Source organism: Naasia lichenicola (genome assembly GCF_004801885.1).
Taxonomy (GTDB): Bacteria; Actinomycetota; Actinomycetes; order Actinomycetales; family Microbacteriaceae; genus Naasia; species Naasia lichenicola.
The window spans coordinates 50,064-63,079 of record NZ_SSSM01000001.1 but is presented as its reverse complement, the minus strand read 5'-3'; the positions used below and the strand labels follow the sequence as shown (position 1 = coordinate 63,079).

The window sequence follows — 13,016 nt, the reverse complement described above, 5'->3', positions numbered from 1 at the left end:
TCCAACCATGGCGGCCGGCGCCATCAATTTCCGCGTTCTTGCCACTCCCAGCCGGGGTACCTCAGAGCTGAGCGCGTGGCGAGCGGAGCTGTCACCTGGGGGGAGCTCGGGCATCCACTCGCTCAATCACGAGCAAATCGTCATTGTCGATGAGGGCGAGATCACGCTGCTCGTGTCGGGCGAGACGGATATCGGGACGCATGGAGACATCCTCGTTATCCCCGCCGGTCATCTCGTGGAACTCATCAATATGACGGATGCCGTTGCCTCCGCGACCATCGTCAGCCCTGCGGGGTTCCTGGCCACCGTCGCGGGGAAGAGCTTCGCTCCGCCCTGGTCGCTCTGACCGCTTAGAGAATTGTTCGAGTTTCGGTGGCGCCCGCATTCGAGGCCGATGCTGTCATCCGCCAAGTGACGAACAAGCTCGTCATCGCGTATCCGGACCGGAGCCGTGATCTTATCGAGCTTCGGGTTCGCGACGAGGTGCGAGCGCTCGAAGACTCACCTGTGACCGCGTACATCGGGATCATCGCCGAGCGTCGGGTCAGGTCCCGCCTGCGGGCTGGCTGACCGGCGGACGAGTCGACGCGACGTCAGAGATCCGACGCAGATGCTCGAGTACCACGCGTACTCGCGACCCGCGACATGTGGCTCTGTACAGCCAGGCGCGTCGACCTGATTGCAATGACCGCGACTAAAGCGGTCACGACGATGACAAGAGTGATCGACCACGCGAACCATCCGGGCGGCCGGGCGATCGATATCCACGTGATCGCGAAGGTGGCTGCTGCGCACGGCGAAAACGTGAATGACCAGAAGCCCAGACTGAACTGCAGGTGCCGATAGACGGGAATCAGGGCCACCTGAACTGCGAGCATCAGCACTAGAAGCGCGGCCAGGATGACTTGCGCGCGCGCCCCGGTCCCTTCTCCTAGTGCGAACATCGCGTTGCCGGCGACGGCGGGTGGGGCCACGAGTATCGCGAGAGTCGGAAGAAGTGGCGCGGGCAAAGGTGGGTGCAACATGAGGCGCGTCACGAACAGCCCCATCACGAGGATCCAGAAGAACACGCCGATCCCGAACAAGCCGACGGCCAGTGCTGGAGCACCCACTCGCGTCATGGACAGGGCCGCGATGAAGGGAGCCGCGACAACCGGGAGAAAGTAGCCGCCGTGCAGGCTCTCGATAGCGATATGACCCAAAAGCCATTGTGCGATGAACCAGGCGATGAACGCCGTCAGGAGGACTAGAAAAACGATGATCAGCGCAGAACCGACGATCGGAGCCACATGGATCAGGTGCGTGGAAAGAAGCAATCCCACGACTAAAGGAACTGCGGCAAACGGTCCTTGGGTCGGATGCCTGATCTGCGTAGCCAGCGATTGCAAGCTTCGTCGACCTGCGACCAGGTGAATCACAAGGAGCACCAGCCATGCGACGAACGCGATGCCCCAGAACGTTTCGGCGATAGCGTCGGGCAGGTGCAGCGATTCTGCTGTGGCCGTCCAGGTTCCGGCCAAGCCGACTAGACCGAATGAGATCGCGAAGGTATTGAGCGGTATCCGCTCCCCGGTGGTTGGAGCCTGCGTCATCTATTCGTTCCGTCTATACGTGTTCGCTGCCTATGGAGACGCCGAATCCCGCCCCGCTACGAGCAACGCGGCGGGGCGGGATCTCCGGATCAGCGTTATTTGACGCTACGGGCGGCGTCCAGGATGACCTTCGTCACCTGAAGCGGCTTGGCGAGCATGGAGAGGTGGGGCGCATCGATCCTGGTGATTTGACCGTTTGAGCGCTTCGCCATGATCTCCTGCTCGGCTTTAGGCAGCAGTTGGTCTGCAGTGCCGATGACGAACCAGCTCGGAACCGTCTTCCAGGCGGGGGTGCCGACGAATGGCGAGCCGATGGATGCGAGAGCTGCGGGGCTCTGGCTGGCGGCTAGGAGGTTGGTTTCGACGGTTGGCAGGCTGGCGGCGAAGATGGCCTTGAACTTGTCGAGCTTGATGTAGCTGTCGTAGAGCGCCTGGGGTGCGTCCGGAGCGGGCAGGACGAAGTCGAAGACGTCGGTTGCCGGGACGTTCAGCAGCGATCCTGGCTGTGCGTTCGTCAGCGACTGCGCGCTTTCGCCAGCGTCAGGGGCGTAGGCGTCGATGTAGACCAGCGCCTTCACGTTGGCGTTGCCCGACGCTGCTCCGGTCATCACCATGCCGCCATACGAATGGCCCACGAGGACGACGGGGCCGGACGTCTTCTGAGCAAGGAAGTCGGCGAGCACCTTCGTGTCGTTCTCAAGACTGCGCAACGGATTGGGGGCGACCAGCACCTTGTACCCGGCGGCCTGCAAGGCGAGCGTCACGGGCGTGAAGCTCGAGCCGTCAGCCCATGCTCCATGGACGAGCACGATGCTGGGTTTGGCGGCTCCGGACCCGCTCTGCGGGTGCGTGGCTGGGGACGGGGTGGCTGACGCGATCTGCGACTGTCCTGCGACGAGCAGCGCGAATGCGGCGAATGCGCCGGCGGCGAGGGTGATGGCCCGAAGGCGGCGGGGGTGGGAGCGGAGGTTGTTCATGCGGTTGAGTATGGATTCCGTCCCAGCCCATGTCTCATGCCGAAGATGCATAGCCATGGGCCACGATTCGGATGGCTCCACAGGGCATGCAATTGACAGAACTGCGCATGCTCTTTCGACATGGGCTGCCTAATCCAGCGGTGCGAGGCTGGCGTTCGACCTGATCGGACGACACAAGGAGTACCCATGAGCAAGACCACGACACCGGACGGAACCGAGCTGTTCTACAAGGATTGGGGTTCGGGCCCGGTGGTCACGTTCTCCCACGGATGGCCGCTGAATGCCGATGCGTGGGACAGTCAGATGCTCTTCCTTGTCCAGCAGGGGTATCGCGTGATCGCGCACGATCGGCGGGGCCACGGACGATCAAGCCAGCCCCGCGAGGGCAATCACATGGATCAGTACGCCGATGATCTCGCCTTCCTCATCGAGTCGCTGGATCTGACTGGCGTGACTGCGATCGGCCACTCGACGGGCGGAGGCGAAGTCGCTCGCCTGATCGGCCGCCACGGAACTAGTCGTGTCTCCAAAGCGGTGCTGATCGGCGCCGTACCGCCGATCATGGTGGTCAGTGAGAGCAATCCGGAAGGTTCGCCGATGAGTGTTTTCGACGGCCTGCGCGCGGGCGTGGCGGGCGATCGTTCCGACTTCTGGCGGGGGCTCGCTGTTCCCTTCTACGGCGCGAATCGCGGCGGTTCAGAGGTCTCGGAAGGCATGATCGAGCAGTTCTGGTTGTGGGGAATGCAGTGCGGGGTACTCAATGCGTATGAATGCGTCGAGGCGTTCTCAGAGACGGATTTCAATGAAGATCTGAAGAAGATGACGATCCCCACGCTCGTGCTCCATGGCACAGATGACCAGATCGTGCCGATCGAAGCCTCCGCGGAGAAGGCCATCAAGATCCTTCCCGACGAGAAGCACATCTTCTATCCCGGCGCCCCGCACGGCCTCACGGCCACCCTGCAGGACCAGGTCAACAACGACATCCTCGAATTCCTGCGGAGCTGACGCACCGCATTGACCTGATCGTCTCCGATTCTCCGGTGCGGCTAGCGAACTCGGGCGAGTTCGTTGGCCGCACCGGTCGTTCATCGGAGGTGTCGCTGCTCGGACAGCCATCAGAGCTCGGCCTGCGCCGAGGCCGATCGGCGGGCTAGGACTTCTTCCGCGGGCGAGCGACGCGGGTGGTTGCTCGGGGCGTTGTCGGCGTCTCCATGCGGTGGTACAAACCCGCGAGCTCTACCCGGGAGTGAACAGAAAGCTTGGTGAACGCGTAGCGCAGATGCGCGTTCACGGTGTGCGGGGACAGGCGCAGCTTTTCGGCGACTTGGCGGTTCGTCAGACCCTGAACGATCAGCGCTACCACTTCTCGCTGCGCGGCGGAGAGACTCGTCCACGCGACGGTGCCGTCGGCGCTGACCTTCCCCTCATCCCGCTCGCCGAGCGCGGCGAGCTTCCTGTTGACGCGAGCCTCCTCGCGAAAGGCGCCGGCCTCTGCATAGAGAGTCTTTGCAGTTCTATACAGGTCGATCGCTTCGAGCGCACTCACGGGTCTTGTCATCCGAGCCAGGTCCTCGACGGCCGAGGCGAGGACGATCGGACGTTCGATCGATTCGAGGAGAGTGATGGCCTTCACCATTGCCATCCGGTCGTCCGTCAGCAGTGCTCGCGCGTGCAGGGCCGTGGCTCGAAGGATCGAGAAGGTGTGGTTCTCCCGCGCTCGATTTTCGATGAACTCGATCATCTTGAGGGCCGCGTTTTGATGGCCGGTCCGAAGTGCAAGTCGCACGAACACCACGTCGTCTGCCGCGTCAGTGCTTCCGACGAAGTAGGGCGAAGGAATGTGGAGTCGGTCGATCACGGGAAGGGCGAGGGCGATCGCCTCGTCGGATCTGCCCTCGAATTCGTAACAGAGCGCAACTAGCCAGGAGCCCACGTTCTGGATTCGGGAAGCCTCGTCTTTCATCATTCGCTCGGCGTCGGGACGCCACCGAGCCATCGCCTGCACGTCTCCCTCATAAAGCGCCACACGCACGAGCGTGTAGATCGCCGTGATGTCGGCGAAGTTTCCGGGACCGAGCTCATCCACCATTTCAAGCACGGCGTTTGACTCGACGGTTGCGTCCGCTAATCGCCCCGCGTCGAGAAGAATGCGTGATCGCACCATCACCCAGAGGCGCATGGCGCCTCCCTGGCGTGAACGAGTCGTCTCTTGCACTCCGCGGTCGGCTTCACGCAACGCGGACCGTATGTCTCCGATGCTGGCGTAGGCGAAAGCCAGGAACACCGCCTCCGTTGAAAACGACGAAAGGTAGCGAATATGGGCTCGATCGGCGATCACTAGCGATTCATGCGAGGACGCGAACGAGGCCTGCCACTGACCTCCGTAGAACTGGGTGGCAGCTCGCGCCATGGTGTGGCTCGCTAAAAGCGCGAGATCGTTCGGTTCGGCACTCATCTTGTCGACGACGCGCTGATGGTCGCCTGTCATCAAAGAGTTCATTGCGAGTTGTGACTCGAGGAGCGCGCGAGTACCCTCGCTGAGCCCGGGAAGCGCCAAAGCCATCCTCGAGTGCCGAACGGCTTCTGCAAAGGAGAACTGACGCGACATGTCGGCGATGCCGATTCGCAGGCGAGCCTCCTCTTCGGACGATGTCGTCCTGCTGAGCTCCTCCTCGATGAGCTGCCTAGCCTGCTTCGCCTGACCGCCCTGCCACATGTACGTTGCGGTCTCGGTTACGAGCTCCGCCCGGTCGAGGTAGCTATCTGGAGCGAGTTCCAGGGCACGCAATACGAGATCAGCTGCGGTCGACGGCGTCAGTGAGCTCAACTGACGCGCGGCGCTGCGAAGGAGCAACACCGCCTCGAGGTCGCCGAACTGCGCGCTGCTCGCCAGCATCGTCGCAACTTCGACGACGTCGCCGCCTCTCGCCAGTTGGACGTCGATCGCCTTTCGCTGCAGGATCCGATGGGCGCTGGAGGGAACTCCCTCCTGGATGATCTCTCGAAACAGATCGTGCGAGAACCGAAGGTCATCGCCGACCTCCAGGAGCAGTCCTGCTTCGACCGCCTCTCGTACCGGATCGATGAGTTCCCGCACGCTGACGTCGAGCATGTCAGCGAGCACGTCGAGAGCGAACGACTGACCGATGACAGATGCCACTTCGAGTGTCTGGCGTCCGGGGCCGGACAATGCCATGGCTCGCGCTCTCACGGATTCGCGGAACCGCTGGGGAACGGCTGCGCCAAGCAAGGTGGCGACGCCGTTCTCGACCTGGACGAGGCCCTCATCGATGAGGCCGGTGAGGAGTTCCTGCACATAGAGGGGAAGGCCTTCTGCTTGCAGCACGGATTTGAGCATGCCTGCGTCAGGAGGGAACCCGACGAGGTCCTCCACCATCATCGCAACCGCTTCGTCGGAGAGCGATTGCAGAGTGACCACGTTCGCCTCGATGTCCGCGTAGCGCTCGAATACGCTGACAACCCGGCTCGACCTCAGTGCGCTTTGGCGGACTGCTACGACCCAGAGGATGGGTGAAGCGACGAGACGCTGAGGGAGCGTCTTCATCGCGAGCAACGTTGCGTCGTCGCACCACTGAACATCGTCGATCACGACCACCATCGGGCCACCGAGCGAAGCATGGTCCAAGCCGTCCTGGAGTTCCTGGAGGATCCAGAAGCGGTCCTCTGGACTGGATTCGAGGCCCTCTACTTCGTGTTCCTCTAGAAGCGAGATGCCGCCCGACTGCATCGCGTTGAGCAGCGGCGCGAACGGGGTCAGGTGACCTTCTGAATCGCCGCTGCCATAGAAATAGCGTACACCGGCCGCGCTCGCCAGAGCCTCAAGGTCTTCGAGCACTCGAGTCTTGCCCGATCCCGGCTGTCCGGTGACAGCCACCCATCCGCCGAGGCCGGCTGCAGCTCGTCGCACTGCGCTCTCGAGGAAGCGCAACTCTTCATCGCGTCCACGCGTAGGCGCGCGGCGTGTGCGAGCGCGTCCGCTCGGCCGTGTGCCGTCTACGTCAATCTGCGTCATGGGGGCCCTCGACAGGAATGTCCGTGTGCTCGGCGCGGCCTCGCAATGGGCAGACACAGTTCATCTTGGACCGGGACTCTACCCCTGAACGCATCTCCGCCACGCGAGACACCTGAGATGCACCGTCGACAAGACACACCCCCGTTGCGCACCGGCCGGTATCGGCCGTAGATCCAGGGTAATTGGCGAGTTCCCGGATCAACTCCTCAAACTGCGCAATCCACACGACTTCGCCCCAATCCCAGTCATTTGACTGGGCCTTCCGGGTGGTGGATTGAGCAACGCTGATACGGGAGTGAGGACAAACCATGGGCAGGCCAGGTCGTCCGGTGGTATTCATCCACGGGTTATGGAAGGGCGTCTCGATCTGGTCCCGTTGGGTCGATCGGTTCATCGCTGAGGGGTATCGCGCCGAGGCGCCTACCTGGCCCGGCGAGCGTACCGACGTCGAGGAGACGCGCTCGCACTCGAAGGATCTTGAAGGGATCTCGCTAGACGACGCGGTCAGGCACTTTGAGGATCGGATCGCGGCTCTCGATGAGCCTCCGATCGTCGTCGGGCATTCTTTCGGAGCTTTGATCGCCGAAAGGCTCCTCGCAGACGGGGTCGCCATCGCGGCAGTAGCGATCGATCCGGCCCAGTCAGGAAATGCGCTGCCGGGCTCGATCGAGCGACTGCGCCTTACAGATCCGGACTTTGGGTTCGACCCGCTAGGCAGCTCCATCGTCACGATGACCGTGGAGCAGTTTCACAACGCGTTCTGCACTGCCGCGTCCGATGACGAGGCAGCCTCGTATTACGAGCGTTTCTACATCCCCGCATCAGTGAATCCGCTGCTCGAGGTGGCGTCGGATGGATTCCGATTGATCCGGACTCCTCCAGAAGGGCCTGCGGGTCCATTGCTCCTCCTTCCAACGAACCGACCCTCAAAGGACCTAATCGCGCTAGAGGACCCCTCGATACTCGCTTTTCGCGATTCGATATCTGTCGAACAGAACTTCGAATTCCTGGGAATCGGGCACTCATTGGTATTCGACGAGAACTGGGAACAGGTTGCGAATGTAATTGTCGATTGGTTGGAGGAGAAGGGCCTGCGGAACTGAACCTCTCATCGCGAGAGCTCTACGGCGGAAATGCAGGTGAGGTGCGTCTCGTCTTGCCGAGACAGGGTGGCGCGGGCGCTCGTCACAGGCCTCCCTCTTCCGTGGAGTTCAGAGCGTCCCGCAATGCCGCTCGTGACGTGATGCCGAGCTTGGGAAAGAGGTTGTAGAGGTGGTAGCTGACCGTCCGAGAGGAAATGAAGAGCCTCTCGGCGATCTGCCGGTTCGTTAACCCTTGTGCGGCCAGCGATGCCACGACCCGTTCCTGCGGGCTGAGAGCGCCGCCGACCTGAGATGGATTCGAATACTGGTATGAGGCGAGCTCGCGGTTGCCGCGAGCTGTCCATCCCTTCGCACCGAGCGCGTCGAAGTCCGGTATCGCGCGGCGAACCTGTGCTCGAGCCCTGAGAGGGTCACGTCGGTGCCGAAAGAGGAAGCGTGCGTAGAGCACGCGAATCCGCGACGTGTCGAACGGAGCGGCGACCTGATCACTCAGGTTCAGAGAATCGACGAATAGTGTCTCGGCGTCGTCAATGTCGGGCTCGATCACCGCGCGAGCTGCGCTGAGGTGCATCGCGTGTCGAGGAGATAGGTCGGCCACACCACTTGCGAGGGCCAGATTGATTCGAGCGTCCGCATCGCGCGGGCGGCCGACGCCCTCGCACGCATCCGCAAGATCGAGGAGCTCCGCCGGGCCCCAGAGCGAGGCGGACCATCGAGAAGGCTCGACCGGCAGGTCGCAAAGAAGGGCGTAGGCGCCTTCGAAATCGCTTCTCTCCAAAGCCACGGTGCTGCGGGTGTGCCATACGTCTTCCAGCAACGGCTGAACAGCCCGAGGTAACGCCCACTTCTCGACAATCCGGGCATGCTCTAGCGCCTGCTCACCGTCGCCCATGTAGGCACATGAAATGGCGATTATCCCATGAAGTCTCGCCTCCAGATATCCGGGGTTCGGTCGGGCGAGACCGGTGAGGGCTCCGACCGCTTGAGCGCTCAGCACCGCCCATAGCCCCGAGGGCTTTTCGGACGTGTTCACTTCAATAGTCGACGTCTCCTCCGGTTGAGGCATCGTCGCGGTCAGCAGCTGATTGATGAATCGAGTCTCATCGGCGCTCCAGTTGAGGCGCATCGCGGTAGTTGTCAGGACAGAGAGTTTCCACTCAGGACCCGAGCGAGCCGACTGCTCTACTCCGCGTCTCAGTTCCTCTCGGACCATTGGATCATCGGATTCGCCCCGTTCGTGGAGCGCGAGCGCAAATGCGTTGACTGGGTCCACCAACCAGGTGTTGTCGCTCACGAGGTCCTCGGCCTGCTGCCACCACGAAGAGTCGTAGGAGAGCTGGCCGCACACGATCACCATGCCGAGCACCTCGTTGAATACACGGGGATCGTCGAGCGCCACCTTCTCCATCCGGCTCTGATCGAGGCGCCTAGTCTGGACCTCTCCCGATTCGTAGACCGGCCGTGGCCGGCCGGGCGCGGACGAGGCCTGTACCTGCACGGGCGGGGCGGTTGGCCTTAATTCGGCCGCCAGCGAGACTGTCGCCGCCGTTCCCCGAGACGCTGCGTCTTCATCCACGCCATCACGCTAGGGCGAGGCGTCCTTCGGCGTCGTCGCATGTACGTGCTAAATCTCTGATCGTCGATGCTCGGGCGAGGGCACGAATTCGATGGGTCCACACATGAACGTGCGATGCGCGTCAGTGCAGGAGCAGCACCCAGTTTGCTGGCACCCGACCCTGTGGCCCTGGAGACGATTGAGCCAGTGGGCGACTCAGGGGCGGATGCAACGCGGGCCCGTATGTGAAATCCCCCAGTTCGTAATTCCAGAACCAGTCCTCGCTTGGCTCGAATGACTGAGCGACGGCATGGCCGCTCTCATGCGCGTGCGATGAAGCATGTTGAGACGGCGACGAATCGCAGCACCCGACGTGTCCGCAGGCGGCACAGCGACGAAGGTGCAACCACCATCCGCCTGTTGGAAGGCATTCGACGCATCCCGTACCCGAAGGCGCGATGATTGTGTCGAACAGTTCGATCTCTGGCATGTGCCCTTCTCAGTTCTTTGCCCAGGGTGTTGGATTTTCAGCTGGCTAGGGATTCGGCCGACTCGAGGAGCTTCGGCACGAATGTTCGAGCGGAGGCTTTCGCAGTTCTGACGAGTCGTAGGAATCTCATGACCGAGGGCGATGCTTCATCGAAGCGTCGGGCAAGACTGATCGTCGCAGTCATTCGCTCTGGCGGACTTGCGACGAATGCTCCCTCTTCGAAAGCCCGCATCGCCTGAAGCCGAGGGACGATCGCAACACCATGCCCACCGATCGCGATCGGTACGAGCAATTCGCAGTGCTCGGTCTCGATGCGAGAGTCGGGCTCCACCCCGACCATGTCGAACAGAGCCTGCCCCTGCTCGATCGGGTGCGAGCTCCGGGGCATGTGCACCAGCGGACGACCTCGGATCATGTCTGCCGTTACGGTCGGAATTACGTGTGATCTTGCGGCTGTCTTCGCGCCATGAGCCATGACGGCGAAGTAGTCGTCCTCCCAGAGCTCGGTGAGCGCGAAGCGATCTGAGGTTGGCTGGGAGTCGACGATGGCAAGGTCGCGCGTGCCCGATTCGACCGCTTCGAGGGCTGCAGCAGTGGACCGCGAATGGCCCACTCTGATGTCGACTTCCGGATGGACCTGCTGGAAGCGGCCTATCAGGCCGCCGATGTGAGCGAGGTTGAGGTTGGGCGCACCGGTGATGAGGAGGCTCCCCCGGCTGCCAGCGTGGATCAAATCCAGTTCCCTCTTGATCCTCTCGGTCTCCGAGATTGCCCTGCGCGCGGGCTCGATGACGATCCTTCCCGCATCGGTTAAGAAGACTCCACGTGGTGTGCGGATGAAGAGCTTGAGGTCGAGCTCTGCTTCGAGCAGCGCCACGCGCCGGGTCAGTGCCGGTTGCGAGATGTAGAGCGCCGTCGCGGCAGCTGAGAACGAGCCGAGCTCGCTCACCGCGATCACTGCCTCTAGTTCACGAAGGTCCAATCTGTCCTCACCTTCAACGTGCAGGAAAAGCTCGAGCTTTCGCCCGGCGCGGCAGCTGAAGGCCGCCCTAGCTGATGGTCGCGTTCCGCCTTCGGCCTCGACCCAGTCATTCGACTGGCCTTTCGACTGGACGGCCGGTGACCTGGCCGTTTCAAAGTCCGATCAGGCGCATGCGCATTCGGCATGGAGGCGAGCGTGATGGCCCCGTAGCGTCCCAGGTGAGCCCAGCCGTCGAAAGCAACCAGATTGAGGTGGATCCGTGAGCCAAACGGATGTGGTGAGAGAGAACAATGACGAGTTCGCAGCCCGACGCGGATACGAGGGCGCGGCCATCTACCCATGGCAGAACATCTGCGTGATCACCTGTTTGGACCCGCGAACGGATCCCGCTGGATTCATGGGTCTCGGCCTTGGAGCCGCAGCCACGCTGCGCAATGCCGGAGGGCGCGTGACCAGCGCCATGTTGGCGGATCTCGCGCTGATCAGCTTCCTTTCGGAGCGGCAGCTCAAACCAGGAGAGCCGATTTTCGAGGTGATGGTCGTCCATCACAACCAATGCGGCACCCACTTCCTCGCCGACGACGCATTCAGGCATGAGCTCATGCAGCGTGCAGGTGGCGATGAAGAGGATTGGATCGCCGAAGCCGTGGTGCATCCGGAGGAGACAGTCGAGAAGGACGTCGCTGCGATCCTCGCCGATACGGGCCTGTCGCGGCGGATGACCGTTTCCGGTCATGTCTACGACGTGACAACGGGGATACTTCGCATGGTGGTTCCTACCGCACCGATGCCCTCACTTTGAGCCGATGACTGGCGAGCGAGAGGTCATAGCCGACGGAGACTCCCGTGCACAGGCATTCCTTGACGGCGTAGGTCTGCGGCCGGTGTATCCGACTCCTGAATCTCGACAGGCGCTCGAAGGCTTTGACGAGTCCCTCCCTCGTCACGGTCTCGGCGATCAGGCCACGATCAAGCTGCTGGACGACCTCGGCTCCCCCGGAACCGTCGCTACCAATGGCGGTCGGTACTTCGGCTTCGTAGTCGGCGCGAGCCTTCCGGTTGCGGCCGCCGCAGAGCGCCTATTGCTTGCCTGGGACAACGGAGCAGCGGCGTATGTGACCGGGCCGAGCGCGGCGGCAATCGAAAAGGTCGCGGCTCGATGGATGCTCGAGATTCTCGATCTGCCGTCCGAGAGCGCCGTGGGGTTCACGACGAGCGCATCCACCGGAACCCTGATTGCGCTGATCGCCGCCCGTCGAACTTTGCTTGGGCGCCTTGGATGGGACCTGGATCGGCGTGGCACCAGCGGAGCGCCGGACATCCGCATCGTGACGAGCGACGTCGCCCATATCAGCGTCACAAAGGCGGTGCGGGTTCTGGGGTTCGGCCTCGAGAACGTGGCCACGGTTCCCAGCGACGAGTTCGGCCGACTCGACGCATCAAAGCTGCCGGCGATAGACGACCACACGATCGTGGTGCTGCAGTCAGGCGAGGTCAACACCGGGGAATCAGATCCGTTCCGGGACGTGATAGCCGCGGCCCAGGCAGTCGGCGCCTGGGTGCACGTGGATGGAGCGTTCGGCCTGTGGGCTCGCGCCTCCAAGCACCGAGCCGAGACTGACGGCGTCGATGCGGCCGACAGCTGGACGGTCGATGGGCACAAGTGGCTAAACACTCCCTACGACTCGGCAATGGTCATAACTCGTCGGTCAGAAGACCTCGTAGCTGCCATGCAGTCCGACTCCCCGTACGCCCCGTCCTCTCCTGACGCACAGAAGAATCTCTCGCTCGACTTCTCCCGACGCGCGCGCGGCGTGGCCATCTGGGCTGCTCTCCGATCACTCGGACGCGACGGAGTGGCCGAATTGATCGAACGCACCGTCGACCTCGCTGCCGTCGTCGCAGATGGCCTCCGGGATGCGGGCTATTCGGTGCTGAATCGTGTGGTGCTCAATCAGGTGCTCTTCGCGTCTGACGATGACGAGGGCACCCTGCGGATCCTTCATGCGGTGCAGGACAGCGGGAAGTTCTGGTTCGGCCAGACACTGTGGCGTGGGAAGGTCGCCCTCCGTATCTCCGTTTCTTCATGGAGAACGACCCGTGATGACGTGGACCAACTGATCGTCATGCTGGCGCTACTGCGCCAGTCGGACTCTTAGCGCTCTGGCGGCGAGCGTCGCTCAGAAGTAGCGGGTCAAGGGCTCTCTGATCGGTCGATTTCACCGTCGAGCCGGTATCGGATTTGTGAGATCAGCCATGCGTTTCCGCTATTGGACGCTCA

Annotated in this window: 12 protein-coding genes; 6 read left to right on the top strand and 6 right to left on the bottom strand. The window is 62.5% G+C overall.

Going from position 1 to position 13,016, the window contains the following annotated elements; genetic code table 11:
* Positions 1-7: 7 nt before the first annotated feature.
* Both E6C64_RS00315 and E6C64_RS18835 read left to right on the top strand, forming a co-directional pair.
* Positions 8-346 carry a cupin domain-containing protein gene (locus tag E6C64_RS00315; RefSeq protein ID WP_136425641.1) on the top strand — a complete coding sequence of 113 codons (339 nt, stop codon included), beginning with the start codon at positions 8-10 and terminating at the stop codon, positions 344-346.
* Positions 347-372: 26 nt separating this feature from the next.
* On the top strand, positions 373-570 hold the full coding sequence (locus E6C64_RS18835) for a three-helix bundle dimerization domain-containing protein (RefSeq protein WP_158437681.1): 198 nt from the start codon (positions 373-375) through the stop codon (positions 568-570).
* 23 nt (positions 571-593) lie between these two features.
* On the opposite strand, the gene E6C64_RS00310 is transcribed toward E6C64_RS18835, so the two are convergent.
* Entirely contained in the window at positions 594-1,592 is a 999-nt protein-coding gene (locus E6C64_RS00310; RefSeq protein ID WP_136425640.1) for an SLAC1 family transporter, read from the bottom strand.
* A 95-nt stretch (positions 1,593-1,687) separates the two neighbouring features.
* The gene (locus tag E6C64_RS00305; RefSeq protein ID WP_158437680.1) at positions 1,688-2,569 is read right to left on the bottom strand and encodes an alpha/beta fold hydrolase; all 882 of its coding nucleotides are present in this window, start codon (positions 2,567-2,569) and stop codon (positions 1,688-1,690) included.
* A 186-nt stretch (positions 2,570-2,755) separates the two neighbouring features.
* On the opposite strand from E6C64_RS00305, the gene E6C64_RS00300 reads away from it, so the two are divergent.
* Positions 2,756-3,577, top strand: a complete 822-nt coding sequence (locus tag E6C64_RS00300; RefSeq protein ID WP_136425638.1) for an alpha/beta fold hydrolase — start codon at positions 2,756-2,758, stop codon at positions 3,575-3,577.
* A 145-nt stretch (positions 3,578-3,722) separates the two neighbouring features.
* On the opposite strand, the gene E6C64_RS00295 is transcribed toward E6C64_RS00300, so the two are convergent.
* The gene (locus E6C64_RS00295; RefSeq protein WP_136425637.1) at positions 3,723-6,605 is read right to left on the bottom strand and encodes an ATP-binding protein; all 2,883 of its coding nucleotides are present in this window, start codon (positions 6,603-6,605) and stop codon (positions 3,723-3,725) included.
* Positions 6,606-6,913: 308 nt separating this feature from the next.
* Here E6C64_RS00295 and E6C64_RS00290 point away from each other — a divergent pair, with 308 nt between their 5' ends.
* Positions 6,914-7,708: an alpha/beta hydrolase gene (locus E6C64_RS00290; RefSeq protein WP_136425636.1), complete on the top strand. Its 795-nt coding sequence runs from the start codon at positions 6,914-6,916 to the stop codon at positions 7,706-7,708.
* 82 nt (positions 7,709-7,790) lie between these two features.
* On the opposite strand, the gene E6C64_RS00285 is transcribed toward E6C64_RS00290, so the two are convergent.
* The 3 genes from E6C64_RS00285 to E6C64_RS00275 form a co-directional block, all read right to left on the bottom strand.
* Positions 7,791-9,116 carry a helix-turn-helix transcriptional regulator gene (locus E6C64_RS00285; protein ID WP_136425635.1) on the bottom strand — a complete coding sequence of 442 codons (1,326 nt, stop codon included), beginning with the start codon at positions 9,114-9,116 and terminating at the stop codon, positions 7,791-7,793.
* A gap of 289 nt (positions 9,117-9,405) precedes the next feature.
* Positions 9,406-9,753 carry a UBP-type zinc finger domain-containing protein gene (locus tag E6C64_RS00280; protein ID WP_136425634.1) on the bottom strand — a complete coding sequence of 116 codons (348 nt, stop codon included), beginning with the start codon at positions 9,751-9,753 and terminating at the stop codon, positions 9,406-9,408.
* Positions 9,754-9,790: 37 nt separating this feature from the next.
* On the bottom strand, positions 9,791-10,735 hold the full coding sequence (locus E6C64_RS00275; RefSeq protein WP_158437678.1) for a LysR family transcriptional regulator: 945 nt from the start codon (positions 10,733-10,735) through the stop codon (positions 9,791-9,793).
* 259 nt (positions 10,736-10,994) lie between these two features.
* On the opposite strand from E6C64_RS00275, the gene E6C64_RS00270 reads away from it, so the two are divergent.
* Together E6C64_RS00270 and E6C64_RS00265 are read left to right on the top strand one after the other, a co-directional pair.
* Positions 10,995-11,537: a carbonic anhydrase gene (locus E6C64_RS00270; RefSeq protein ID WP_136425632.1), complete on the top strand. Its 543-nt coding sequence runs from the start codon at positions 10,995-10,997 to the stop codon at positions 11,535-11,537.
* A 4-nt stretch (positions 11,538-11,541) separates the two neighbouring features.
* Entirely contained in the window at positions 11,542-12,894 is a 1,353-nt protein-coding gene (locus E6C64_RS00265; RefSeq protein WP_136425631.1) for a pyridoxal phosphate-dependent decarboxylase family protein, read from the top strand.
* Positions 12,895-13,016 lie beyond the last annotated feature (122 nt).

Coding starts and splice junctions, on each gene's coding strand:
- E6C64_RS00310 (WP_136425640.1), bottom strand. CDS start 1,592: ATGACGCAGGCTCCAACCACCGGGGAGCGGATACCGCTCAATACCTTC.
- E6C64_RS00315 (WP_136425641.1), top strand. CDS start 8: ATGGCGGCCGGCGCCATCAATTTCCGCGTTCTTGCCACTCCCAGCCGG.
- E6C64_RS00280 (WP_136425634.1), bottom strand. CDS start 9,753: ATGCCAGAGATCGAACTGTTCGACACAATCATCGCGCCTTCGGGTACG.
- E6C64_RS00305 (WP_158437680.1), bottom strand. CDS start 2,569: ATGAACAACCTCCGCTCCCACCCCCGCCGCCTTCGGGCCATCACCCTC.
- E6C64_RS00265 (WP_136425631.1), top strand. CDS start 11,542: ATGACTGGCGAGCGAGAGGTCATAGCCGACGGAGACTCCCGTGCACAG.
- E6C64_RS00300 (WP_136425638.1), top strand. CDS start 2,756: ATGAGCAAGACCACGACACCGGACGGAACCGAGCTGTTCTACAAGGAT.
- E6C64_RS00285 (WP_136425635.1), bottom strand. CDS start 9,116: ATGGAGAAGGTGGCGCTCGACGATCCCCGTGTATTCAACGAGGTGCTC.
- E6C64_RS00290 (WP_136425636.1), top strand. CDS start 6,914: ATGGGCAGGCCAGGTCGTCCGGTGGTATTCATCCACGGGTTATGGAAG.
- E6C64_RS00295 (WP_136425637.1), bottom strand. CDS start 6,605: ATGACGCAGATTGACGTAGACGGCACACGGCCGAGCGGACGCGCTCGC.